Source organism: Vibrio sp. CB1-5, assembly GCF_059412285.1.
In genome coordinates this window covers 52,995-77,871 of record NZ_JBJHPB010000018.1, presented here as the reverse complement: position 1 = coordinate 77,871, position 24,877 = coordinate 52,995, and the positions used below count along the sequence as shown (strand labels likewise).

Sequence of the window (24,877 nt, the reverse complement as noted above, 5' to 3'; positions counted from 1 at the left end):
TCCTAACGATTTTTCCATTGTGGTGAGCGCTTTTCTAAAAAGGCGTTGACGCCTTCTCGCTGATCTTCAGTATCAAACAACTGAATGAACAGCTCACGCTCTTTGACCAGCCCGTGAGAAATAAAATTCTGGCGGTTGTTTTGGATTAGAGATTTACAAGCAGTTACTGAAGACGGCGATTGGTGGGCAACTTGATTAGCAAGATTGGTCGCCGCAGTTAACGCCTCTCCCGAATTCACTATCTCTTCTACCAGACTTATTTGAAGGGCTTTTGACGCATCAACCTTCTCCCCGCACAAGATGATCCGCTTCGCCCAACCTTCTCCCACTAAAGCAGTTAAGTTCTGGGTACCGCCTGCACAAGGCAGTAGGCCAACTTTGGCTTCAGGCAGCGCCATCACTGCGTGCTCCTCGGCAATTCGAATATCACACGCTAAAGCAACTTCAAGTCCGCCTCCCATGGCATACCCGTTGATCGCCGCAATTGAAACGCCCCGAAAGTTAGACAGCGCTTCAAACGCTTCTCCAAAGACGCGAGACATGCGGCACGCACTCTCCTTGTCTCCAGCAGCAAACACATTCAAATCCGCACCTGCTGAGAAAAACTTGCTGCCTTGCCCGGTAATCACCAATGCATAGACTTCTCGGCTTCGATTAAGCTCCTCAACAAGCTGCTTGAGTGCCACTAAGCTGCCTGCAGTCCAAGTATTAGCTGGCGGGTTGTCGATGGTAATCGTTGCAACGTGCCCTTTAATCGTGTGTGGAATGAGTGTCGCTTCTGACATAACCATTCTCCCTTGGTTTGTTGAGCATCTTCATAGTAATGACTCACCGTCACTTAAGGCGCGTCTAGCGATGATCAGCCGCATGATTTCGTTAGTGCCCTCTAAAATTTGGTGGACACGAACATCCCGAAAGTGACGCTCTAACGAATACTCTTTGATATAACCGTAGCCACCAAATAGCTGCAATACACCATCACACACCTTAAAACCTACATCGGTAGCAAAACGCTTTGCCATTGCACAATACGTCGTGGCATCCGGATGTCCATGGTCTAGCTTAAACGCAGCTAATCGAACCATTTGCCGTGCTGCCACCAGCTCTGTCACTAAATCTGCGACATTGAATTGCAGCGCTTGAAAGCTAGCGAGCGGTTTTCCGAACTGCTTACGCTCTTGTAAATATTGAATCGCTAGGTTTAGAGCATGTTGCGCAGTACCTATCGAGCACGTCGCGATGTTAATTCGCCCACCATCCAGCCCCTTCATCGCAAAGGTAAAACCTTCACCCTCTTGGCCTAGGATTTGTGTGGCTGGCACAACGACATTGTCAAGCGTGACCGCTCTGGTGGGTTGGCTGTTCCAGCCCATTTTGGGCTCTTTCCGCCCATAGCTTAAGCCTTCGCTTGTTGCATCCAGTACAAAAGAGGAAATACCTTTGGCTCCCGAGTCACCAGTTCGAGCCATGACTACCAGAACCTCAGTCTCACCAGCACCAGAAATAAAGGCTTTAGAACCCGTTAAAATGTAGTTGTCGCCCTGTTTGACTGCCGTTGTTTTTAGTGATGCCGCGTCAGAGCCCGCTCCTGGTTCCGTTAAGCAGTAGGAACCAAGCCACTCACCTGTCAACAGTTTTGGTACGAACTGCTTGCGGATTTCATCATTGGCAAAACTGGCTACCATCCAAGTCACCATGTTATGAATCGTCATAAAGGCGGTCGTCGAGGTGCAGCCCATCGCCAACTGCTCAAAAATAATCGATGAGTCAAGACGGCTCAAACCCAATCCACCTTGCTCTTCACGGGTATAAAGACTCAAAAAGCCTAACTCGCCCGCCTGTTTAAGGACCTCTTTAGGAAAGTGGCAATCAGCGTCCCAGCGACCAGCATTTGGAAGCAGATTATCCATCGCAAACTGCTGAGCTGTCTCGGCGAATGCCCTTTGATCTTCGTTGAGTTCAAAATTCATTTCCGACCTCCATATAAAAGTAACGAGCTCACTATCTTGTTAATAACAACGTTTTCAATCTTTTTGACGGGTGACCGGCGCCACTTCTACTGCGATAGCCGTAGCTTCGCCGCCTCCGATGCACAACGTAGCGATTCCTTTCAACGGCTTACTGACTTCAATCTTCGTAGCTCGTGATTGCAATGCATGTATCAAGGTCACCAATATCCTCGCGCCGCTGGCTCCTATCGGGTGTCCTAGTGCACATGCCCCGCCGTTTACGTTGACCTTTGCTTCATCTAGACCAAGCGAATCAATCGCAATCTGAGTCACCACCGCGAACGCCTCGTTGATTTCCCACAAATCGACATCACCGCTTTGCCATTCAAGCCTATCGAGAAGCTTTCGAACTGCATCGACAGGTGCCAAGGTGAACTCTGAAGGTTGGCGAGCAGACGTTGTGAATCCTTTGATCACAGCGAGAGGTGAAATACCCAGCTCTAATACCTTGGTTTCGCTCATTAAAACAAGCACTGCCGCACCATCCGAAATCGCACTGGAGTTCGCCGCCGTGATAGACCCATTGACTTTAAAAACAGGTTTAAGCGCAGGAATTTTCTCTAGCTTGATGGTTTTGGGCAGTTCATCTTCATCAATGGAGCGCCCACCTCTTGAGGTAACGCTACAAATTTCAGATAGGAAATGATGATTCTCGACGGCATCCTTAGCTCGAGTCGCAGAGCGTGTTGCCCACCTGTCCATCTGCTCACGACTGTAGCCGAGCTTGTCTGCGGTTCTCTGTCCAAACACGCCCATAAGCTCCCCTTCATAAGCGTCTTGCAAACCGTCTGTAAACATATGGTCTTGAGTTTGATGGTGCCCAATGCGCAGCCCTGAACGAGCGCCACTAAGCAGGTACGGCGCATTGCTCATGCTCTCCATTCCACCCGCTATCACGCAATCAGCCTCACCTGCCTGTATTTGGGTACTCGCTAGCATCACGGTTTTCATCCCTGAGCCACACACTTTATTAACCGTTGTGCAAGGCGTATGGTTTTCTAGACCGGCCCCAATTGCTGCTTGCCGTGCGGGGGCTTGTCCTAAGCCAGCGCTGAGCACACAGCCCATTAATACCTCATCCACCAAGCTTGATGTCTTACCAACGGCGTTAATCGCATTCTCAATCGCAATACTGCCGAGCTCAGTTGCACTCAAGTGGGAAAGCGCTCCCTGAAACTTGCCCATTGGCGTGCGCTTCGCTGCCACAATGCATACGGCGTTTTGGCCTATGGCCTGCTGCAGTCGTTCCATCTTTGCCCTCCTCCTTGGAACTCGATGTGTTGGAGTTCTCAACGATTAGCTTGACGTTTTAGTAAGCATAGCACTAACATTTACGTAAACGTAAAGAAACAAATTTAAAACCTGGCTCAATAATCACAGTGATTGTGAACAACAGTGGTTGAGCATGTGTGGATTAAGACCCCAGACCCTAGCCCCCGGAGAGTTGTAACGTGGACACCTATAAGATCAGTGAACTGGCAAAAGAATTTGATATCACCACAAGAAGTATCCGTTTTTACGAAGATGAGGGGCTGATCCAACCGGACCGAAAAGGCACCATGCGCGTTTATCAACGTCGCGACAAAATACGTTTAAAACTTATTCTACGCGGGAAACGCCTTGGCTTTTCTTTAGCGGAGATCAGGGAACTGTTCGAGCTGTACGATACCCATCAAGAAGATGACCAGTTAACCAAAATGCTGAAAATCATTGATGAGAAGGAAGCCGTACTCAAGCGCCAGCTCGACGACATCAATACACTACTGGAAGACTTAACAACGGCGCGTGAACGCTGTAAGGCTGCGCTCGCTAAAGCGAAATAGCACCGTAACTACTCAAAGTTAAGTCCATGTCCAGTATGAGGAGGAACCATGTTCACTCATTATCGCGCCATGGATTTTGGCTTGGACGAATCCATCAATTTACTTCGTGACCATGTAAGCGCCTTTGCTCGCGAATGCATTGCCCCAATTGCCGGCGACATTGACCGCGACAACACATTTCCCAACCCACTATGGCCGAAACTCGGCGAGATGGGCCTCCTTGGCGTGACAGTGAGCGAACAATATGGTGGCGCTGACATGGGCTATTTGGCTCATGTTGTTGCCGTTGAAGAAGTTAGCCGCGCGTCAGCTTCCGTAGCTCTCTCCTATGGCGCACATTCCAATCTCTGTGTGAATCAAATTTACCGAAACGGAAATCAGGCTCAAAAAGAGAAGTATCTTCCTAAACTGGTTGATGGCTCCCAGATCGGTGCACTTGCCATGAGTGAGGCCAACGCTGGTTCAGATGTCATCAGCATGCAGCTTAGAGCCGAGCGCCGTGAAGACCACTTCATTCTGAATGGCAGCAAAATGTGGATCACCAATGGTCCCGATGCAGATGTGTTGGTTGTCTATGCGAAAACCGATCCGAACGCAGCTCAACACGGTATTACCGCCTTCATTATCGAGAAACAGTTTGATGGATTTAACCATGCGCAGAAGCTGGATAAGCTCGGTATGCGCGGATCAAACACCTGCGAATTGGTTTTCCAAGATTGCAAAGTGCCCATCGACAATGTGTTAGGTGAAGTCAATCGCGGTGTTGAAGTATTAATGAGTGGCCTCGACTACGAGCGTGTTGTACTCGCGGCTGGCCCACTAGGGATTATGCAAGCTTGCCTAGATTTGGTGGTTCCTTATGTTCATGAACGTAGGCAGTTTGGCAAGGCTATCGGCCAGTTTCAACTCGTACAAGCCAAGCTTGCTGATATGTATACGCGCTGTAACGCGGCGCGTGCTTACCTTTATGCTGTTGCTAGTGCCTGCGATAGAGGCGATGTGACTCGCAAAGACTCGGCAGGCGTTATTCTCTACACCGCAGAGCTCGCCACGCAAATGGCGCTCGATGCGATTCAACTGCTTGGCGGAAATGGCTACATCAATGATTACCCGGCAGGTCGTCTACTTAGAGATGCCAAGCTCTACGAGATTGGTGCGGGTACATCGGAAATACGCCGCATGCTCATTGGCCGTGAACTGTTTGACGAGTCGATGTAAGGAGCGCTTATGCCACAAATCGTCACTAAGATTAAACGCGACTCTGAGCTCTATCGAGACAATATGCAGGCCATGAACACGCTTGTCGAAGAGATGGAAACAAGAGTGACACAAATCAAGCAAGGCGGCGGAGAAAAGGCCATCGAACGCCAAAGAGCAAAAGGTAAGCTTCCCGTTCGTGAACGTATTTCTACCCTGCTCGACCAAGATTCCGCGTTTCTCGAAATCGGCCAGTTTGCTGCTTGGGAAGTTTACGATGAAGCGATTCATTGCGCGGGCGTTGTCGCTGGAATAGGCAAAATCAGCGGTATTCATTGCATGGTGATTGCTAACGATCCTTCCGTCAAAGGCGGTACCTATTATCCGTTGACGGTTAAAAAGCACCTAAGAGCTCAAGAGATAGCCGCTAAATGCCAACTTCCCTGTGTCTATTTGGTGGACTCTGGTGGTGCCAATCTTCCTCATCAAGCTGAAGTGTTTCCTGATAAGGAGCACTTTGGGCGCATCTTCTTTAATCAAGCACGCATGTCAGCTAAAGGTATTCCCCAAATCGCCGTTGTGCTCGGACTTTGCACTGCCGGCGGCGCTTATGTCCCTGCCATGGCGGATGTCGCCATTATGGTCAAACAGCAAAGCACTATCTTCCTAGCAGGCCCCCCTTTGGTAAAGGCTGCGACAGGCGAACAAGTGTCAGAGGAAGCCCTTGGTGGTGCTGATGTACACTGTAAGAAATCCGGTGTTGCCGACTACTATGCAGATAATGAGCACCAAGCGCTCGGTATGGCGAGAGAAGCTATCTCGAATACCGGTCAGTTGGCTCCATCGCAAGAGAGACACCAAGCGACTTTACCGAAATACGATGCTGAAGAACTGTATGGCATCGTCAATCGAGATTTGCGTCTTTCGTTTGATGTTCGCGAGGTGATCGCAAGGCTTGTTGACGACTCAGATTTTGATGAATTCAAGGCATTGTTTGGTACTACGCTTGTTTGCGGGTTTGCGCGAATTGACGAGAAGCTTATTGGTATTGTCGCCAACAACGGTATTTTGTTTTCAGAGTCAGCACAAAAAGGCGCGCACTTTGTTGAGCTGTGCGCGAAACGAAAGATCCCGCTGCTTTTTTTGCAAAACATCACTGGGTTTATGGTGGGTAAACAAGCTGAAGAAGGAGGCATTGCCAAGCATGGGGCCAAGCTTGTTATGGCCGTATCCTGCGCAGATGTTCCCAAGTTCACCGTCATTATTGGTGGCTCCTACGGTGCTGGCAACTATGGTATGTGCGGCAGAGCTTACGATCCCACCATGATGTGGATCTGGCCGAATGCGCGCATCTCGGTAATGGGCGGCATGCAAGCGGCTAACGTGTTGGCGCAGGTGAAACACGATGTTAAGCAGCGTCAGGGACTTCAATGGGATCCCGCTCAAGAGCAGGCATTCAAACAAGGTATCATTGACAATTATGAGCGTGAAGGTAGTCCCTACTACGCCAGTGCGAGACTTTGGGATGATGGCATTATTGACCCAAAAGAGACGCGCTATGTTCTAAGCCAAGCACTAAACGCCACGTTGAACGCACCAATACCAGACAGCGAGTTTGGTATTTTCAGAATGTAAGGCCGCACGATGAGTGAAGATCTAATAGTAGAAATTACTGACTTGGGTGTAGCGTCAATAACACTCAATCGTCCAGAAAAAGGAAACGCATTTTCATCCAAAACCATCCAAACATTAATCGGCGCATTGCATTCAATTCAAGAAAATAAGTCTGTGCGCTGCCTAGTACTCAGAGGCAAAGGCAAACACTTCTCTACAGGCGCCGATCTTAATTGGATGAAATCAATGGCCAAATGCAGCTATGACGACAACCTTGCCGACGCCGAGCAGCTTGCCTTATTGATGTCTACGCTCGATGAATTGCCGATTCCAACCATAGCTGCGGTACAGGGGTGCGCTTTTGGCGGTGCATTAGGCCTTATATGTTGCTGCGATATTGTTGTTGCTGAGCCTTCAAGTATCGCCTGTTTTAGTGAAGTAAAACTTGGCTTAGTACCAGCGACCATCGCGCCTTACGCTATCCGCGCGATTGGTGCGAGAGCTGCCCGTCGCTATATGTTAAGCGCAGAAAAGATATCAGCTCACACCGCTTTAGAGTTGGGGCTTTACCATCAACTCTGCAACGCTAATGAGTTAGAGCATGTCCTAGTTCAGCTCATCAACAGCGTACTTGCTAACAGCCCGAATGCCATTCGTGACACTAAGGCGCTAATCCGGCAATGTAATAATGCGATTGATTCGTCTCTTATTCGTCAAACAGCAACGGTGATAGCGAATGCCCGCGTCTCAGCCCAGGGTCAACATGGCCTTAATGCCTTCTTTGACAAAATACCGCCTGACTGGAGTGCTAAGGTAGATGAGCCATGAATATGACGCTGCCAAAGTCTGTTAACATCGTCGAAGTTGGCGCAAGAGACGGGCTTCAGAATGAACCCAAAGTTTCGGTAGAGGCTAAGGTCGCCCTTATTGATTCGCTATCACAATCGGGCCTTCGCTATATTGAGACTGGTGCCTTTGTTTCGCCCAAGCGTGTTCCGCAAATGGCAGATTCAGACCGAGTGTTCCAAAACATTCAACGCAAACCTGGTATCACCTATTCCGCTCTCACTCCCAATGTTAGAGGCCTAGAAGCAGCGATAGAAGCCAAGGCGGATGAAATTGCGGTATTTGCCTCTGCCTCCGAGTCTTTTAGCCAAAACAACATTCATTGCTCGATCTCCGAAAGCTTGGCGCGTTTTGAACCTGTCATCGCACTAGCCAAGCAGCACAATATTAAAGTTCGCGGCTATCTCTCTTGTGTGGTCGATTGCCCTTATGAAGGCGCGACTTCCCCAAACAAGGTTGCTGATATTGCTAAAGCCATGTACGACATGGGCTGCTACCAAATATCGCTAGGTGATACCATAGGTTCAGGCACACCGCTCCGTATTGCGACCATGATAGAAGCCGTTGCTGATCAACTATCTCTGTCTGATCTCGCCGTTCATTTTCACGACACCTATGGCCAAGCCCTTGCTAATATCTATCAGGCGCTGACTATGGGAATTAACACCATTGATAGTAGCGTTGCTGGATTAGGAGGGTGCCCCTATGCGCCGGGTGCCAGTGGCAATGTTGCGACGGAAGATGTGATATATCTTTGCCACGGGTTAGGTATCAATACTGGTGTTAATTTGAACACACTCGTTAAAGCTTCTTGGGCTATTTGCAATACACTCAATAAAGAACCTCAATCAAAAGTCACGCTTGCTCAGGTTCTTCATCGGTGAATACTTGGTAGAAACGCTTTACGTTTCCTGATACTCGTCCCCAATCGGAATCGGCAACGCGCGCTTGATGATGCTCAAATGCGGCTTTATCTACGAACTCTTCGTAAACGCTGAATCGAGTAGGCTCATTAACATCTTGCTCTACCGTAAACACTAAACAGCCAGGTTCAGCATAGGTCAGTGCTTTGTGTTTGTGCAGCGCTTCTATCACTACCGAAAGTAGCTAGCCTGTTCAACGACTAGAGAAAGTGTCGGCTGGGCGACACTTATCCTTATTAGTTATGTACGCGCTGACGTTAATGTTTCTGCGGCTAACTTGCCTAGCGCATCCGCAGCTAAAGGACTTGCTCCTGTAATTAATAAACGGTCACAGCAAACCGTTTTGTCAGCCTTGCTATTAGCCAGTTCAACACCAAGCCCTTTCAAAGTCTCACTCACCCCCCATGGCATTTTACCCGGTAAGTAACCGATTATAGGGGTTTGAGCGTCGACTGAATCAGGAAAAACAGCCATCTTATATCCCTGATATAAAAACTGAGAATCCGTCTGGCTCGTCGACAAGAAAGCAGCCGGGCCATGGCAGATAGAAATTGTAAATAGCTCGTTGTCATGCGCCCACTTGAGAACGGCACCAACAGATTCGTCTCCAGGGAGTCCTAACATCGCACCATGACCGCCAGGAACAAATACTGCTGCATAGTCTTCTGCGTTCAGGCCATTGGCAACAAGTTCACTTAGATTAATTGGGGCTTCAAACTGCTCTTTATATTCAATGTAAATTGAATTCACATGTTCGTCTTTCTGTGGGAATGCCCACATTTCGAGAATTGCAGGCTTACCACTAGGCGTTGATATTTCAAACTCATAGCCAGCATTTTTGAGATGCAACATGGGTACAAGTGTTTCAACTGGATGATTACCTGTTGAAAACAGCTTTCCATTTTTCATTTCCATGTTCTTTTGTTCCGTCGCTATGACTAAGACTTTCCGCTTAGGGCTATTTACCGGAGTGTATGCGACTTCTTTGTAATCTGTCGTATCTGCTGTAGCAAGCTTCAAAGCGACCTTTGAAGGTGAATATGAGCCATCCAATTCAAGCTTTGGAGCTAACCCTAACAAGTTCCTTAACATAATTCGCTTCCTTTTCAATATGTTTAATACTAAATACTAGTCCAAAGTACGGATTAGAACTGCTTGATAACGAGTCTTTCTGTTTCACCTATCACGTTCACGTGAGTCGTTAGACTACAGTCTTTTTTCATAGCTATTGTCGCTACCTTCCAATTTGTTAAAACCAACGTTGATTAAATAGTCGCTATGCTCTGAGGTATTGGCCGTTGCTCGAAGCACACTTATACCGCGGCTTTTTATGAGTTCTGGGTTGGTCTGATATAGATATTGAGCCAGTTTTAAGTCTCTATATTCTGGAGTAACGTAATCTAAGCAAACGTTGAACACACCATCGTCTTGCTTCGTCCCTACCAGCAGACCTGCAATAGCGTTGTTTCTTAGCATATAAAATGCTGAGTTCCCTGCCCTTAGTTCATTTACTGTGGTCTGTTGCTTAATGCCTTTGATATTGGTTGCCACAAAGTGATCAAAGTATTCAGAATCGACGGTGGCGGACACCAATTTAAACTTGTCTTTCGAGCCAGCAAGTTGATGAAGATAGTAGACATTAATGCAGGCAATGCCAAGATTCATCAACATGGTTGGATACGAGTCAATAAAATAAGCAAACGCTGCAAACAGTAAACAACCTATAAAGTTGATCACTCTAAGCTTGACGATCGATGTCATCGTTAGAGACACCAGCACCACCAAAGATGCTAAGTAACCAAACCATTCAACCCAATCAAATTCCATGATGCTGCCCTTATGTCTCGGTTTTCTATAAAGATAGCAAATTACTCATGGCTCATTCATACCCAGAATTGCTTATGCGTGCTAACTTACAAAACCAACAAAAAGAGAGAACTAGACGAGCTAAAACAATGAGAGTCAGTGACATCAAGCTGTATAAAAGCCGAAAACTAAAGTTGTCTGACGTTAAACCGGTCTTTGCCAAATCTCCACACAAATTCAACAATAAAAACAAAGAATTACGAAAGCATCAAAATTATCAACAGTGCTTTTTTGTCAAATTTACTTCGAGAAATTTCATATTTTCAAACCCAAAGGGATTAAAAAACAGACACTAGAACGCGAGTGATATCGCCTTCCTATTGACGATAGTTATAACCTCAAAGATATCAGTCGTGAATGATCATTTAGCTATCAATCGTCCAATGAGCTAAAGAACATTCCCATTTATCCTCATATACAACCATTCACGCCATGACATTACACTTCATCGCAATCCAAAAATGGCAGCCGTATAAGCCCGTATTATTTATCCGAACACAACAAAGGAGAAAGATTATGAACGGCCAGTTAATGAGACAGATTTTAAGATGGGTACATATTGTTTGCGCATTGTTCGTAGGCGCGGCGCTTTACTCTCCACTGCAAAACAACGAATCATTCATGACGGTAACACTGTTCGGCCTAGTTCCCATCGTAGCCATCACCGGAATCATGATGTGGAAGCAAGGGAAAGTCATGAAGTTCGTTAATCGCAACAGAAAGTTTGAGAAAGCGACGCAAGGATAAATTGGCTTGTATTTGTCGTGGTCAACTAAAATTGGAGTAATATTGTCAGGTAAATGTTCGAACTTAAGTATCCGGCCAGTTGAAAACACACAACTGGCCTTAGTGTAATCACAAGCTCTTCATTACTCGTTAGCTTGTACTACGGCACCGTCTACTCACTGTCTGATAACAACTCATTGATAACAGAAGACACCACATCGTAAAGCCATAATGTGTAAGGTGAATTTCGAGTTCGATGAGAGTAAAAGCAACCAATAGAGTAATCTGGAATCCCATCAAGGTGAGACAATGATAAAAGTGTCAGATCATTAGGTAGAATATGCTCTACAATTTCACTCACAGGAAGCAGTCCATTGTGGGCCCTCAAAGCATCAAAGCATAGCTCCATTTTATCAGAGCGTAATAGTACCTTTGGAGTCAGTCCCCTGCTCTTCAGGTAAATCTCGCTATAGTTATCGCCCGGATTATAGTCCGGCATAAGCATTAAGATGAGTGGGCTGAGTGCAATATCTTCCGCGGTGAATTCAGGCCGTGAAACTAGCGCGTGATCTTTCCGACAACAAACTCGAATTTTTGAAGAGCGTACCGGTTTTTGAATGATTTCTTTTGAGAGTTCTATCGGTTCAAAGTTAATACCTACATCCGCCTGGTTATTTTTAAGCTTGTGCTCAGTATCATTTGACCAGTTCTCCAAGCGTATTGTAGCGTTAGGAGCTAGGGTTGTGAGCTTAGAAAATAATGCTCCCATTATAGGGTGATAGAGAACAGTATTGAGATGTATGCTTATCTCTCCGGTATAGGTTGATGGCTCAAAGCTCGTGCCCTGCTCGAATAAGTATTCAAGCCTTGAGAGAATATCAGGAAGTTGAGCAAGGAGATCTTCACATTTCTGAGTAGGCTCCAGTCCATGCAGGCGGCGAGTAAACAACTGATCATTGAACTGTTCTCGCAACTTCTTAAGTGACTTACTCACCGCTGGCTGACTAATGAAAAGTCGTTCTGCCGCTCGTTTAGTGTTTTTTTCTTCACCAAGAATTTTAAGCAACTTTAGACTATTAAAATCAAGTCTCAACATTTCAATATCTTTCATGAATGATCCCTATCTATGACCTCTAAATAGGTTATCACAGTTAAGTTATGGGTGAATAGGTAAGGTACTTCCATGTACCAAAGGGTTATTATTTTTTGTAAATATTACCCATCGTCCACTCACCGTTAAAAAGCTCTGGTGTTGGAGAATACCAACGGAACAACGTCATCCACTCGGTACCCTCCTTAGTTGGTATCCAATTACCGTGATTAACACCTTCCGGCAGTCTGGGTGCAAAGTACACATCAACTGTCCCGTCTTTATTAACCTCTAAATCACTTTGTAAACTGTTCAATGCTACCGTATGAACATCCGAGTAAAAGGAAAATGTATCGGTTGAGTAAACCGTTGTAGACCAGAACGTTGCAGCCGGTACGTCTTTTGGTACAGAGAGGACATACGTTTCGCCACCATCATAGACTTGATTATCAGCATCAAACTGGTTCACCGTATAAAAAGTGCCTGCGCCAAGATATTTTGGAGCCCATATTGCCCAATGGAATGTTAATGCACGACGCTGCCAATCATATTCATTACCATGTAGATAAGTAAATTGTGTCACGGCTTCTTTTGTAATATCTACCGGGAGCTGCCAATTAGCGCCCTTGAACATTGGATGACCAATTCCAGTACGGAAAAACTCGAGCAATTCTGTTTTCACGTTGGCCATAACCATGTTTCCAGTTTCTACAGAAATATTATGACTGCCACTTCCTAACCCAAATTGCTTAGCCATCTCATGGAAACGCGCATCATGTGCCAGTAATGGCTCTGCTTGAAGTACATAGTCAACTTGGTCAAAGAACGAAACGTCATAATTTGGTAGTGGATTGTGGTAAATCCCACTAACATCCTTAAACGTCGCTTCACTGCCTAGTTGATAAGATTTAGCCATTTTTCCATATTTAGCGGCCGCAGCTAAATCCTTATCGGTAAATGACTTAGGCGTGATACGAAAGCCAGTTACGACATTAAATGTGCTTGATTCTCTGTGAATGACATTTTCAGGGATCTCCCCTTCATATCCTGGAGGAGTAATAAAGTACACGCCCCCTTCTCCAGCATCAATACCAAACCGACCAACATCTTCAATTGGCGTTTGCCAAGCATTCATAATAGAACCAAATACATTCAAACCATCTTGGTTAGGTGGTATTTCAACCACAACAGGAATACCATCACTCATATCGTGCTGAGTTGTAAAATATAAACTCGTATCATTTGGAGTTAATAGCTGTACTTCATCTGCGAATGGCTTTGACCAATAGACGGTTGTTCCTGTGGGCGCTTTAAAGTCTTTCTCCATCGCGTATTTCGTATTGAAAAAAGAGACCGCCGGCATAGCCCATTTCGCTATGTCTTCTAACATCTCAATCCCAATTTCTTGAACTACAATCGGATTGTTCATAATTGGTGGTTTCGGTTCTTGTTGAGCGAAGGCAGTCGCCGTTGACAGTGACATAACAATGCTTAATGCAATAACTGAAGTTTTCATATCTTTACCTAATAGTCGGAGCAGGAATAAATAATACTTGATAAACCGAACGAGAAGATCGACCGAAACAAGCTCTACTTTGTCGAAGCCAGGTAAGAATAGCGTGCTAATCCGTTACTAAAAAATTGCCTGTTGGACATTAAAATATAACCAAAAGTAATTACTACACCTTTGGTGACTCAAGTACCCCTCACTTGAGATAGTAAAATAACCAGCAGTTATTCATTATCGATGATTTGGTTATTTTTCTCCTGCTTAAGAGCCCTCTATCATTTGCTACCAGTACAGTACTTCGGACAAGTACTGAGCATCAAAACAAACCATGTCTATTACTCAAAGATGAGCAGTTAGCATGAAAAGGCTCGAACATGAAAACGAAAACAGTTACTGCATTAATCTTGGCACTTACTCATACCAACGCACTTGCTACAGACTCTGCAGATTCGCAAGCTTTACAAGATATGAGTGACCCAATGTCTGTCTACACGCAAATAGGAGGCGGCATTACCGATAAAGGGCTTAACATTAAACTTGGCAACGCATATGACACCAACAATTCGCACACCATTGCAATGCACGTATTAGAACTTAAAGGGGCATTGGGTCATTCGCTAAACTTGGAAGGTAGTGATTCTATTAATGAAGGACGTTATCGTCACTTTAAAGTTAATACTTTAAACGGTATCGGTAGCCAAATTGACTTGAATTGGAGTTTCGAGCAACAAGCTGGGCGAGCTTCATATTCTCTAATCCAAGCTCTACCTGCTATCGGCTCGCTAGAGCTCTATCCATTGGCCGGTGCTGGCCTAGTCATTAACGACAATGCAGGCTATGAAGTTCCCGCTAGTTTTGCCACTATTGGGCTTTATTCTAAGCTTAGTATTACTGACAAAATCTGGATGAACTACAACCCGACTTACTCTTCACAATTGGGGGGTAACTCTCAACTAGAATCAATATTTGGTTTGCTGCATGAAGCGGCCGTTAGTTATCAAATTGATTCGAAACAAAACGTGCGAGCGTTTGTAAACTGGGGTAAATCTCTCAACAGTACAGATATACGGTTGGAATACAACTACCAACTCTAGTCCGCTATATGGCCTTATGAATTAAGTAGCAATCAAACTCGGGAAATCAATGACTTCAGCGATAAAAAATCAAACCGGTAAATGGATTCATCATGCATTTGCTGCCACAAGTATGGCATTTTATCTCTCGATTGTTGGGGAGACGGTCTTAATACAAAGCTCAATTGCACTAAAAGTTGCCTCAATTGGCTTTACAATTTCGATCATCTTTAATGGTGTTTGCGCGTTTTCATATTTTGAATCTAACACACGCTCTAACCTGATTGGTCGACTGCTCAAAGTCAGTATCTTAACCAAACTGACTCAATGGCTAGCTGTCTATTCTTTTCTTATATCAACGGGCTGCATCATCTTTTACGTCTTAAAAACAGGAAATGTTTTAACATGGTAGAGTAACTGAATCACTTCCAGAGCGAAGAGCAGTGACCATTTAACTGGCAAGGACTGCCGGTTTGCCCTTACGACCTATTATCTAAACACTAGACGTCAACCACCATGCCGCCATCGTCTGACTGATACCTTAACCATATTTCGGCAAGAGTTTCCTTGTTGAGTTCTATTTCCTTTTCTCTCAGAAACTCTTCATTGTATAACTTGGAATAAGAGCGCTCAGCAAGATCACAACTGAAAGTAACAATCGTCTTTCCTTTTCCCATTCTAGCGGCGGCATACAAAGCCCCTGCTACATTCAACGCAGAACTACTTCCAAGCAATATACCATCACGCTCAGAGACAAGCCGAGAGATCGTCACTAGATCCTGATCAGGCAATGTTATTGCGTGATTAATTTTCGCCTGCCTAAAGTTCTCGACCTCACGCATAATTCCTATACCTTCGGTAAACGAACTTCCTGACGATCGATATTGCCCCGTTTTCAGAAAGGAATGAATGCCTGAGCCATCTGGATCGACTAACCAAGTTTTTAAGTTTGGCTGCTGCTGCGACAAGTAATGTGAATTTCCTGCGATGGTTCCGCCCGTCCCAGCGACAGTAACAAGTGCATCAATATTGCCTTCAGTTTGCTGCCAGATCTCTGGCCCTGTATGTAAATAGTGAGCTCGGTAATTGCTTAAGTTTTCAAATTGATTTGCCCACCAATAATCGTCGTGCTCGGCACCGATGCGCTTAGCGGTATGATAAAAATGATCAGGGTTAGAAAAAGGACAAGGGTCGACCAACAGTAGTTCCGCACCATGTAGAGCAACCATACGCTCTTTTTCTTGCGCTTGACCTTTTGGCATGACAACCAACATTTTGTAACCCATTGATTTGGCAACCAATGCCAGTCCAATACCAGTATTACCAGCAGTCCCCTCAACAATCGTCATCCCCGGTTTAAGTTCGCCACTATCAATCGCATCTTTCACGAGCTGCAGCGCTGCCCTATCTTTTATCGAGCCTCCTGGGTTTTGATGTTCACATTTAAGAAGAATGTTACAGCCGGACATTTCGGAAAGACTATTGATTCGGACTAAGTCGGTATGACCGATGAGTTCACTAACATTACTTGCGATACGGGCAAATGACATAACCGCTCCATGTGTTATCAGGTTCACTAATTAATTGATTTGTTACTTGAACTTCATAAGCTTAGCCGCACGTAGTGTGGAGTCAAGACTAGGAGTTAGCCGGGGCGACGTGACAGGTTGACTTACTTGTCACATCGACAGAAACGGAATTAATAGAGCAAATTACCCAATTTTTGATATGTTAGATGAGAGTATCTACTCAACGGACCACAAAATTGGTGATAGTTCAGCTTTACAATAACCCATTTGATAAGTTTAAAGTGGCGACAAGGGAGCTGCAAAAATAAAAGGGAATCGAATAGAGATGACACTCAAAACAAAACACGCTTTGGTCGTTGAAGGCGGCGCGATGCGAGGCATATTTGCTGCTGGGGTTTTGGACGGCTTTATCGACCACAACTACAAGCCATTTGATTTTTGTATTGGTGTGTCTGCAGGCGCCACTAACATCGCTTCTTGGCTATCAAATCAGCGTGGGCGAACCTACACCATCATATCCGACTACTCTTGCCGGCGTGAGTTTATCAACTTCGGTAAATTTGCCAGAGGTGGCCATTGGCTAGATCTTGACTGGCTCTGGGATCATATTGCGTTGCACTACCCCTATGACATGCAAGCTTTTAATCAACAGTCGACCCCTTTCCATATCGTAACCACAGATGTCACGACGGGCTCTCCCGTCTATACATTAGGCACTGAAAGTAATTTGGAACGCATACTCAAAGCATCTTGTTCACTGCCTGTTGCTTACCGAACCCCTATCAGTTTCGAAGGCCGAAAAATGATTGATGGCGGAGTGGCTGACTCTATCCCAGTTGTTGAGGCATACAACAAAGGCGCGAGAGTCATTACTGTGATTCTGTCTCAAAAGCAAGGTTACATGAAGCGTCCCCCAAAGGCACCTTGGATACTGCGTCAGATTATGAGAAACACACCACAGCTCGCAGAGGCCATGATTAGTCGTGCCAAGCAATACAACCAAACGATGGCATTTATTAATCATCCTCCAAAGGACTGCACAATCAATGTTATTACACCCGATGACAGCTTCTGTGTAGGAAGGCTCACGACAAACAAAGAGAAACTTGAAGCAGGGTATCAAATGGGATTGAGCGCGGCGCGAGACGCTGTTCAGCAAGCCCCGTCTACTCGCTAAGTTTCAACGCGGTAATTTCCATTGGTTTGCCATAAAAATAGCCTTGTTGTACTGCTACGCCTTTTGCTTTGAGATAATTTGCTTGCTCCAACTGCTCTACCCCTTCTGCAATCAAGCTGAGGTTTAGAGACTGAGCCATCGAAATGATCGCATCAAGCACAGGAACGTTTACACTGTTATGCCCAATGGAGTCAACAAAGCACTTGTCGATTTTCAAGTAATCTATTGGCGTTGACTCGAGCATTGACAACGAAGTTTGTCCCGTACCAAAATCGTCAATCAAGATTTCTAACCCATTAGATCTTAAGTGACTGATTGCGCTCTTGGCTTGACGGCTAAGCAACTGACGCTCGGTTATTTCAACTCCCAGAGTGATCCCATTAGCTTTAAGCTGCTCGGCGTGAAATATCAGCTTCTCGCATCTATCTTTAACTAAAAAGTAACCAGGTGGAAAGTTGATACCAAGGTGAAATGGCCGCGACAAAGAAATTTTTGAAAAATCACTAATCGCTTTGTCGACGACAATATCAGTTAATGAATTGATTAACCCACACTCCTCCAAAATAGGGATAAAGACATCTGGATAAACAAGACCACGCTCTGGATGGCTCCAGCGAACCAGAGCTTCAACTCCACTGACTTTGCCGCTAAGTACATCGAACTGAGGTTGATAATGTAATACGAACTGCTTGTGTTTGACCGCATTCTCAACGTCGCTATAGATACCCGAGCTTTGTGAAAGGAGACGACGGATATAAAAAAGAGCCATATAAGCGGTTAAGGTGCTTGGTATCGCGGCTAAGAAATAGAACCAACCCTTTTCTTTAATTAACTCTATACTGGCAATAAGTTGAATTTCTTGACCTGGAATATCTGTACTCGCCGTATACGCAAACAAACCATCGTTTCTGACTGAGTCACTCGGTGTGAACTGTTCGCCAATAAAGAGTGCCGCAGACTTGAGCCTAGGCTCAGTTCGATAGCCTAAATTAGCTCGCATATAGTCTACCGCGAGTAATGACACAGCATGATAAACTTGATCATTGAGGACCCTTCTATTGATCACGGCAACCGTCGTATCTTGCGATCTTGGCATCGGAACGAGTTCCATCGATTGTGGTTCATCTGTTAAATTACCCAAGTCAACGATTGAACGATTTATCACATTTCCCAGCGATGAACAGATAATTCTGCCGTCCGAAACAATCTGCATTTCAAGAATCTCACGCTCATATCGCAAAACTTGTTGAAGATAATTGCAATTGGTTGGTGCGACCAGAGCGGCTTTGTTTTCCATCGAGACATTGTATACGATCCTACTGTACGCATTCGCATACCCATCACCCAGCTGGCGAATCGTGTCTTTCACGCTCAGCAACGCTAGCACTAAAAGCGTCACAGTAACTAAGACGAGTGGTGCAAGAGCTGCTGCCCAAAACAGTACGCTTCGATTCGTCGTATTCAACCCAAACATATCATTCCAGTCTTTTACCTTAATCTTCTAACCATAAACGATGTCTATATCGAATAACACAAAAAACCCGAAGTGAGATACTTCGGGTTGAGGGATCATAAGATATTGGGGTATCAAATGATTACAAAAGCTCCACTGACTGTTGAGCAATCACAAATTCTTCATTAGTTGGGATGACCATCGCTACAGCATTGAGCATCTCAGACTTCGCAACAACACCTGCGTTACCAAAGCGAGCATCTTCGTTACCCTTCACATCTTCTTTAAAACCAAGAAGCTTTAGATTGTTTAGAATTTCACGGCGAATTGGCATAGAGTTTTCGCCAATACCACCAGTGAAGATGATGCCGTCAAACGAGTCTAGAGCCGCTAGGTAAGAAGCGATATATTTTGATACGCGGTAAGTAAATACTTGGAATGCGAGCGCTGCACCTTCGTGACCTTCCTCCATTGCCTCTAGAATGCCACGAGCATCGCTCGTTAGACCAGACACACCTAGGAAGCCAGACTCCTTGTTAAGTGCATTGAACACTTTGTCTTGTGACCAACCTTTCTTAAGAAGGTACTCGATGATGCCAGGATCTAGGTCACCACAACGTGTGCCCATCATAAGACCAGATAGCGGCGTAAAGCCCATCGAGGTGTCTACCGACTCACCGTTGTTAATTGCACATACAGATGCGCCGTTACCAAGGTGAACAGAGATAAAGCTTGCTTCTTCAACTGGCTTGTTAATCATCTTCGCAGCTTCACGGCTCACAAAATAGTGACTCGTACCGTGGAAGCCGTAGCGGCGGATACCGTAATCGGTATATAGCTCATTTGCGATAGCGCCAGTGTACGCGCGTTTAGGCATAGACTGGTGGAATGCAGTATCGAATACAGCGAACTGCGGCAGCGACGGGAATGCTTCCATTGCAGCGCGAATGCCGATAGCACCTGCTGGGTTATGAAGAGGCGCAAGATCGGCCAGTTTTTCAATTTCAGCTGTCACTTCTTCATTAATGCGTACAGTTTGTGTGAACTTCTCACCACCGTGAACAATACGGTGACCAACTGCAACAATGCTCTCTTGCAGGCCCAGTTCATCAGTTAGACCTACCAGTTTACCGATAGCAATTTTGTGGTGGCTGTCATCACCTTCGATTGCGATTTCAGTTTTTTCACCGTTGAATTTCCAGCTCATACGAGACTCTGGAAGACCGAAACACTCACCGAGACCAGACAGTACAGCTTCACCAGTTTGGGCATCAATCACTGCAAACTTCAGCGATGAGCTACCAGAGTTGATTACGAGAACAAACGAATTCGACATTGGGGGGGTATCCTGTTATTGAGCATGGATGGAAGACGACTTCCTTACATTGATTTGTATTATTCAATATTTTTTGAATCATTCAACTTTCTTTTAAGATTTTGAGTGTATCAAAATGATATTTATTGATAATGATCAAACCAGGATTTAATTCACGAGTTGAATTTAATCCATTACACCCCTTGATTATAGTAGCCTCGCGAACACGTTGCACATTCATCATACAAAAAAGCCGAGCTTACGCTCGGCTTTCAACTATTTTTGAATGCTCAATTTTAATTAAGCTTCGTCACGACGGTTGCCGCGTGAGAATGAACGCTCACCACGGTGGCTACCACGGTGATCGCCACCACGGTTACGGTCAAAACGACGCTCGCCATCACGACCACGGCCACGACCGCCTTCACGGTTACCGTCACGACCACCTTCGCGATTACCACGGTAGCCACCGCCATCACGGTTGCCATCGCGGTTACCACGGTAGCCGCCACCATCGCGACGACCGCCATCGCGACGACCACGAGGCTCGCGGAAGTCGTTGAAATCAACAACTACTGCACCCGCTTCTTTTTGACGGATACGTAGCTTCTGTAGCTTACCTGCAACATCTGAAGTCATGGCTTTTGGAAGCTGAACGTAAGTTGATTCACGATCTAGCTTGATAGCACCGATAGAACCTTTAGTTAGGCCTAGTTCGTTTGCTAGTGCACCAACGATGTCTTTAACTTGAACGCCTTGCTCGCGACCCACTTGAAGCTGGTATGTATCCCAGTCTTGAGTGTTGAAGTTACGGCCACCATCACGACCACCGTCGCGATCGCGGTTTTCACGACGCTCTTTGCGACGCTGCTTGTCACGCTCGATAGCCGCAATCATTGGGTCTTCACCAATGTAGAACAGTGGACGTTTACCCTGTTGGCGCTTAAGTAGAATTGCCGCTAGTGTTGCTGCGTCAATTTCTAGAGTTTCTTGTAGCTTCTCAACAAGCTCAGCAAACTTGTCTAGTGACTTGTGCTCAGTTTCTTGAGCAAGCTCTTCACCAAGCTTAACTAGACGAGCTTCTGCAACCTTGTCACGTAGAGGAAGTTGGATTTCTTCCATTGAAGACTTAGTTACACGCTCGATAGTGCGAAGCATACGGATTTGGTTAGTGCGAACTAGAAGTATCGCTTTACCTTTACGTCCAGCACGACCAGTACGGCCGATACGGTGGATGTATGACTCAACATCGAATGGAATGTCGTAGTTGAATACGTGCGTAATACGTGGAACGTCAAGACCACGAGCAACAACGTCAGTCGCAACTAGAATGTCGATAACACCTTGTTTGATGTGATCAACAGTGCGCTCACGTAAAGACTGTGGAATGTCACCGTGAAGTGCTGCTGCTTTGAAGCCGCGCGCTGATAGCCAGTCTGCAAGACGCTCAGTGTCTTGACGAGTACGTACGAATACGATTGACGCGTCAGTCTCTTCTGTTTCAAGAAGACGAGACATTGCTTCGTCTTTTTCTACGCCTTTAACAACCCAGAACTGCTGCTCTACTTTGTCAACTGTGTGGTTTTTACCAGCAACGTCGATGTACTCAGGCTCACGAAGGAAGCGATCAACGATCTTCTTAAGCATTGGAGGCATAGTTGCAGAGAAAAGTACGCGCTGTGCAGATTCTGGAGCGTGCTCCATGATTTCTGTTACGTCGTCAACAAAGCCCATGTTTAGCATTTCATCTGCTTCATCAAGAACAAACGTGTGTACTTCGTCTAGGTGTAGACGGTCACGATTGATTAGATCTTGAACACGGCCAGGAGTACCAACAACGATGTGAGCACCAGACTTAAGTGCGCGCATTTGATCAACGATAGATGCACCACCGTAGATCTCTAGAACTTTAAGACCAGCAACGTTTTTACCAAGGTTCTTAACTTCAGCAGCAACCTGAATCGCAAGTTCGCGAGTTGGTGCAAGAACAACAGCCTGTGGCTTACGTTGACCAAGATCTAGCTTGTTAAGTAGAGGAAGAGAGAAAGCCGCTGTTTTACCAGTACCGGTTTGAGCTTTACCTAGTGCGTCTTTACCTTCTAAAAGGTGAGGAATAGCTGCAGCCTGGATAGGAGTAGGAGAAACAAAACCCATTCCGTCAAGAGCAGAAAGGATTGCGTCGTTCAGCGCTAAATCGCTAAACTGGATAGTAGAATCTGTCATTGGGATCCCATTCTTAGATTAATAACTAGGTCCCACGAGCTCTACCAATTCCAAACTGATCCAGATTGTCTCTAAAAACAATCGATTAAGAGCTGATTCCATTCAGATGCGGATAAGTAACAAATCGCATCAAGCCGCTAGGGACGTAAACAAGGAGGCGGATTATTCCCTAAAAGCACAAAAAAAGCCAGAAAAAATTGAAATACATCACAATTTTCTCCTCTCTAGCAAAAATCTGTATAAAGCATAGTCAAATTGACACATTTGTAGTCTATAAACTTGGCGCATTGGGGTTTGCGCCAAGACAAGCTCACCTACCCTCTACACCATTGAATCGCCGAATTGCCGCAACTTGTATGTGACGCCATTCCTTTCCAATGATAGAATCCAGCACAATATTCGCTTCTCTTAAGCAAAGGTTTACAGACACTACATGTTCCAAGACAATCCGTTACTCGCTCAACTTAAGCAGCAAATTCAAGAAAACCTTCCTAAAAAGGAAGGCACTATTAAAGCGACTGAGAAAGGCTTTGGTTTCCTCGAAGTCGACGCAAAGAACAGCTTCTTTATCCCACCTCCATACATGAAGAAATGTATGCACGGTGACAAAGTCGTTGCGATTATTCGTACGGAAAAAGAGCGTGAAGTAGCAGAGCCTCAAGAGCTAGTTGAACAAGCAGTTACGCGCTTTATTGGTCGCGTTAAGCTATTTAAAGGCAAACTGAACGTTACGCCAGATCATCCACAGCTTAAAAAGCTAACGCTAAAGGCGAAAACGACTAAAGGTCTAAAGTCTGATGATTTAAAAGAAGGTGACTGGGTTGTTGCTCAGTTGATTCGCCACCCTCTTAAAGGTGACAACGGCTTCTTTGCAGAAATCACCGAGAAGATCACTGACGCCGATGACAAAATCGCACCATGGTGGGTAACACTAGCACAGAACGACTTGCCAAATACTGAGCCAGAAGGTCTTGAGCAGTGGGACATCAAAGATGACGCGGCGCTAGAGCGCGTTGACCTAACCGAGATGCCGTTTGTCACTATCGATGGTGAATCGACCAAAGACATGGACGATGCACTCTACGTTAAGAAAAACGATAACGGCCAGTTTGAACTGACCATCGCTATCGCAGACCCAACGGCTTACATCACTCCAGAAGATAATATGGATAAAGTGGCACGCGAGCGTGGCTTTACTATCTATCTTCCAGGTCGCAATATCCCAATGTTGCCACGTGATTTGGCTGATGATCTGTGTTCATTGATTGAAAACGAAGTACGTCCAGCAATTTGCTGCCAAGTTACCGTTGATGCTGATGGCGTGATTGGTGATGACATTCGCTTCTTCGCCGCCAACATTAAATCACACGCCCGCCTCGCTTATGACCATGTGTCTGACTGGCTAGAAAACGGCAGCAGTGACAAATGGAAGCCTTCTGAAGAAATCGCTACCGTTGTACGTGAGCTAAGCGAATTTGCACAAGTGCGTGCAACTTGGCGCGAAACACACGCTGTTGTATTCCCAGACCGTCCAGATTATCGCTTCGAACTTAGCGAAGATAACGATGTAGTGGCAATCCATGCTGACATGCGTCGTACAGCGAACCGCTTGGTTGAAGAATCGATGATCACCGCAAACATCTGTGCGGGTCGTGCGCTAAGTAAAGCATTTGGCTACGGTGTATTTAATACGCACCTTGGCTTCAAAGCAGACAAACTTAAAGACGTGGTAGAACTCGTAAACCAAGATAAAGAAGAAGCCACTTATACTGCAGAATCTCTATCGACACTTGAAGGTTTCGCAGCGCTGCGTCGTGATTTAGGTGCACTGGAATCTAGCTACCTAGATAACCGCATTCGCAAGTACCAAGCATACAGTGAAATCAGCAACCAGCCTGATGCGCACTTCGCAATGGGTCTAGACGTTTATGCAACATGGACATCGCCTATTCGTAAATACGGCGACATGGTTAACCACCGTCTTCTTAAGGCGCTTATTCTTGGCAATGAACCTATACAAAAGCCAGATGACGAACTAGGCGAAGAACTGGCTATCCACCGCAAGCATCACAAGATTGCTGAACGTACCGTTGGTGACTGGTTGTATGCTCGTACGCTAGAAAATGAACCAAAAGCAGGTACCGAGTTTACTGCAGAAATCTTCGACATTAACCGTGCAGGTATGCGTGCTCGCCTTCTAGAAAATGGCGCCGGCGTGTTTATTCCAAACCCGCTAATCGTTGCAAACAAAGAACGCATCGAAAGCAACAACGAAACCGGCACAGTCGCTATCGACAAAGAAGTGGTCTACCGCCTAGGTGACACGCTGAAGGTTGTATTAGCAGACGTAAACCAAGAAACACGTAGCCTTGTTGCTAAGCCTGTAGAAGTGTTTGCTGAAGCGCCTATCGAAGCAAAAGCGGACGCGGAAGAAGCGCAAAAGTAATTTCGTAAAATTACACGTTTAAAAGTAAGCACTTAAACGTAAAAATGGGAGCCAAAG

22 protein-coding genes are annotated in these 24,877 nt (G+C 45.6%); 10 read left to right on the top strand and 12 right to left on the bottom strand.

The window, feature by feature from the left end; all coding sequences use genetic code 11:
• Positions 1 to 2: 2 nt before the first annotated feature.
• The 3 genes from ACJB0T_RS13795 to ACJB0T_RS13785 are packed head-to-tail and all read right to left on the bottom strand — an operon-like array spanning position 3 to position 3,260.
• Complete coding sequence (locus tag ACJB0T_RS13795; RefSeq protein WP_479293204.1) at positions 3 to 785, bottom strand: enoyl-CoA hydratase; 783 nt, start codon at positions 783 to 785, stop codon at positions 3 to 5.
• A 30-nt stretch (positions 786 to 815) separates the two neighbouring features.
• A complete protein-coding gene (locus ACJB0T_RS13790) occupies positions 816 to 1,970 on the bottom strand; it encodes an acyl-CoA dehydrogenase family protein (protein ID WP_479293202.1) in 1,155 nt (384 codons plus the stop codon).
• A 54-nt stretch (positions 1,971 to 2,024) separates the two neighbouring features.
• Positions 2,025 to 3,260: a thiolase family protein gene (locus ACJB0T_RS13785; RefSeq protein WP_479293199.1), complete on the bottom strand. Its 1,236-nt coding sequence runs from the start codon at positions 3,258 to 3,260 to the stop codon at positions 2,025 to 2,027.
• Between the two features lie 200 nt (positions 3,261 to 3,460).
• Between ACJB0T_RS13785 and ACJB0T_RS13780 the strand changes: the two genes are divergently transcribed.
• The 5 genes from ACJB0T_RS13780 (at position 3,461) to ACJB0T_RS13760 (ending at position 8,373) form a co-directional block, all read left to right on the top strand.
• Positions 3,461 to 3,832, top strand: coding sequence for a MerR family transcriptional regulator (locus ACJB0T_RS13780; protein WP_479293196.1), 372 nt, complete (start codon positions 3,461 to 3,463; stop codon positions 3,830 to 3,832).
• A gap of 48 nt (positions 3,833 to 3,880) precedes the next feature.
• Complete coding sequence (locus tag ACJB0T_RS13775) at positions 3,881 to 5,050, top strand: isovaleryl-CoA dehydrogenase (RefSeq protein ID WP_479293194.1); 1,170 nt, start codon at positions 3,881 to 3,883, stop codon at positions 5,048 to 5,050.
• A gap of 63 nt (positions 5,051 to 5,113) precedes the next feature.
• On the top strand, positions 5,114 to 6,664 hold the full coding sequence (locus tag ACJB0T_RS13770) for a carboxyl transferase domain-containing protein (RefSeq protein ID WP_479294532.1): 1,551 nt from the start codon (positions 5,114 to 5,116) through the stop codon (positions 6,662 to 6,664).
• Positions 6,665 to 6,673: 9 nt separating this feature from the next.
• Positions 6,674 to 7,471, top strand: coding sequence for an enoyl-CoA hydratase-related protein (locus tag ACJB0T_RS13765; RefSeq protein ID WP_479293192.1), 798 nt, complete (start codon positions 6,674 to 6,676; stop codon positions 7,469 to 7,471).
• Positions 7,468 to 8,373, top strand: a complete 906-nt coding sequence (locus ACJB0T_RS13760; protein ID WP_479293190.1) for a hydroxymethylglutaryl-CoA lyase — start codon at positions 7,468 to 7,470, stop codon at positions 8,371 to 8,373. Before ACJB0T_RS13765 ends, ACJB0T_RS13760 begins: the two co-directional genes overlap by 4 nt.
• Here the strand turns inward: ACJB0T_RS13760 and ACJB0T_RS13755 are convergent.
• The 3 genes from ACJB0T_RS13755 to ACJB0T_RS13745 all read right to left on the bottom strand — a co-directional run bounded on the left by ACJB0T_RS13755 (position 8,345) and on the right by ACJB0T_RS13745 (position 10,239).
• Positions 8,345 to 8,584, bottom strand: coding sequence for a putative quinol monooxygenase (locus ACJB0T_RS13755; protein ID WP_479293188.1), 240 nt, complete (start codon positions 8,582 to 8,584; stop codon positions 8,345 to 8,347). The genes ACJB0T_RS13760 and ACJB0T_RS13755 overlap by 29 nt on opposite strands.
• A gap of 68 nt (positions 8,585 to 8,652) precedes the next feature.
• A complete protein-coding gene (gene hchA, locus ACJB0T_RS13750; protein WP_479293186.1) occupies positions 8,653 to 9,504 on the bottom strand; it encodes a glyoxalase III HchA in 852 nt (283 codons plus the stop codon).
• Positions 9,505 to 9,618: 114 nt separating this feature from the next.
• The gene (locus tag ACJB0T_RS13745; RefSeq protein WP_479293184.1) at positions 9,619 to 10,239 is read right to left on the bottom strand and encodes a hypothetical protein; all 621 of its coding nucleotides are present in this window, start codon (positions 10,237 to 10,239) and stop codon (positions 9,619 to 9,621) included.
• A 555-nt stretch (positions 10,240 to 10,794) separates the two neighbouring features.
• On the opposite strand from ACJB0T_RS13745, the gene ACJB0T_RS13740 reads away from it, so the two are divergent.
• On the top strand, positions 10,795 to 11,025 hold the full coding sequence (locus ACJB0T_RS13740) for a hypothetical protein (protein ID WP_479293182.1): 231 nt from the start codon (positions 10,795 to 10,797) through the stop codon (positions 11,023 to 11,025).
• Between the two features lie 151 nt (positions 11,026 to 11,176).
• Here ACJB0T_RS13740 and ACJB0T_RS13735 read toward each other — a convergent pair whose 3' ends face one another.
• Positions 11,177 to 12,115, bottom strand: coding sequence for a LysR family transcriptional regulator (locus ACJB0T_RS13735; RefSeq protein WP_479293180.1), 939 nt, complete (start codon positions 12,113 to 12,115; stop codon positions 11,177 to 11,179).
• Between the two features lie 88 nt (positions 12,116 to 12,203).
• A complete protein-coding gene (locus ACJB0T_RS13730) occupies positions 12,204 to 13,610 on the bottom strand; it encodes a DUF1214 domain-containing protein (protein WP_479293179.1) in 1,407 nt (468 codons plus the stop codon).
• A 368-nt stretch (positions 13,611 to 13,978) separates the two neighbouring features.
• Between ACJB0T_RS13730 and ACJB0T_RS13725 the strand changes: the two genes are divergently transcribed.
• On the top strand, positions 13,979 to 14,698 hold the full coding sequence (locus ACJB0T_RS13725; protein WP_479293178.1) for a hypothetical protein: 720 nt from the start codon (positions 13,979 to 13,981) through the stop codon (positions 14,696 to 14,698).
• Between the two features lie 49 nt (positions 14,699 to 14,747).
• Entirely contained in the window at positions 14,748 to 15,089 is a 342-nt protein-coding gene (locus ACJB0T_RS13720) for a hypothetical protein (RefSeq protein ID WP_479293176.1), read from the top strand.
• An 88-nt stretch (positions 15,090 to 15,177) separates the two neighbouring features.
• Here ACJB0T_RS13720 and ACJB0T_RS13715 read toward each other — a convergent pair whose 3' ends face one another.
• Positions 15,178 to 16,227: a cysteine synthase A gene (locus ACJB0T_RS13715; RefSeq protein ID WP_479293175.1), complete on the bottom strand. Its 1,050-nt coding sequence runs from the start codon at positions 16,225 to 16,227 to the stop codon at positions 15,178 to 15,180.
• Positions 16,228 to 16,531: 304 nt separating this feature from the next.
• On the opposite strand from ACJB0T_RS13715, the gene ACJB0T_RS13710 reads away from it, so the two are divergent.
• Positions 16,532 to 17,383, top strand: a complete 852-nt coding sequence (locus ACJB0T_RS13710) for a patatin-like phospholipase family protein (protein ID WP_479293173.1) — start codon at positions 16,532 to 16,534, stop codon at positions 17,381 to 17,383.
• On the opposite strand, the gene ACJB0T_RS13705 is transcribed toward ACJB0T_RS13710, so the two are convergent.
• The 3 genes from ACJB0T_RS13705 to ACJB0T_RS13695 all read right to left on the bottom strand — a co-directional run bounded on the left by ACJB0T_RS13705 (position 17,373) and on the right by ACJB0T_RS13695 (position 22,374).
• Positions 17,373 to 18,857, bottom strand: coding sequence for an EAL domain-containing protein (locus tag ACJB0T_RS13705; protein ID WP_479293171.1), 1,485 nt, complete (start codon positions 18,855 to 18,857; stop codon positions 17,373 to 17,375). The genes ACJB0T_RS13710 and ACJB0T_RS13705 overlap by 11 nt on opposite strands.
• A 121-nt stretch (positions 18,858 to 18,978) precedes the next feature.
• Positions 18,979 to 20,172, bottom strand: a complete 1,194-nt coding sequence (locus ACJB0T_RS13700) for an acetate/propionate family kinase (RefSeq protein WP_479293169.1) — start codon at positions 20,170 to 20,172, stop codon at positions 18,979 to 18,981.
• A gap of 279 nt (positions 20,173 to 20,451) precedes the next feature.
• Positions 20,452 to 22,374: a DEAD/DEAH box helicase gene (locus ACJB0T_RS13695; protein WP_479293167.1), complete on the bottom strand. Its 1,923-nt coding sequence runs from the start codon at positions 22,372 to 22,374 to the stop codon at positions 20,452 to 20,454.
• 433 nt (positions 22,375 to 22,807) lie between these two features.
• Here ACJB0T_RS13695 and rnb point away from each other — a divergent pair, with 433 nt between their 5' ends.
• Positions 22,808 to 24,820, top strand: coding sequence for an exoribonuclease II (rnb, locus tag ACJB0T_RS13690; RefSeq protein ID WP_479293166.1), 2,013 nt, complete (start codon positions 22,808 to 22,810; stop codon positions 24,818 to 24,820).
• Positions 24,821 to 24,877 lie beyond the last annotated feature (57 nt).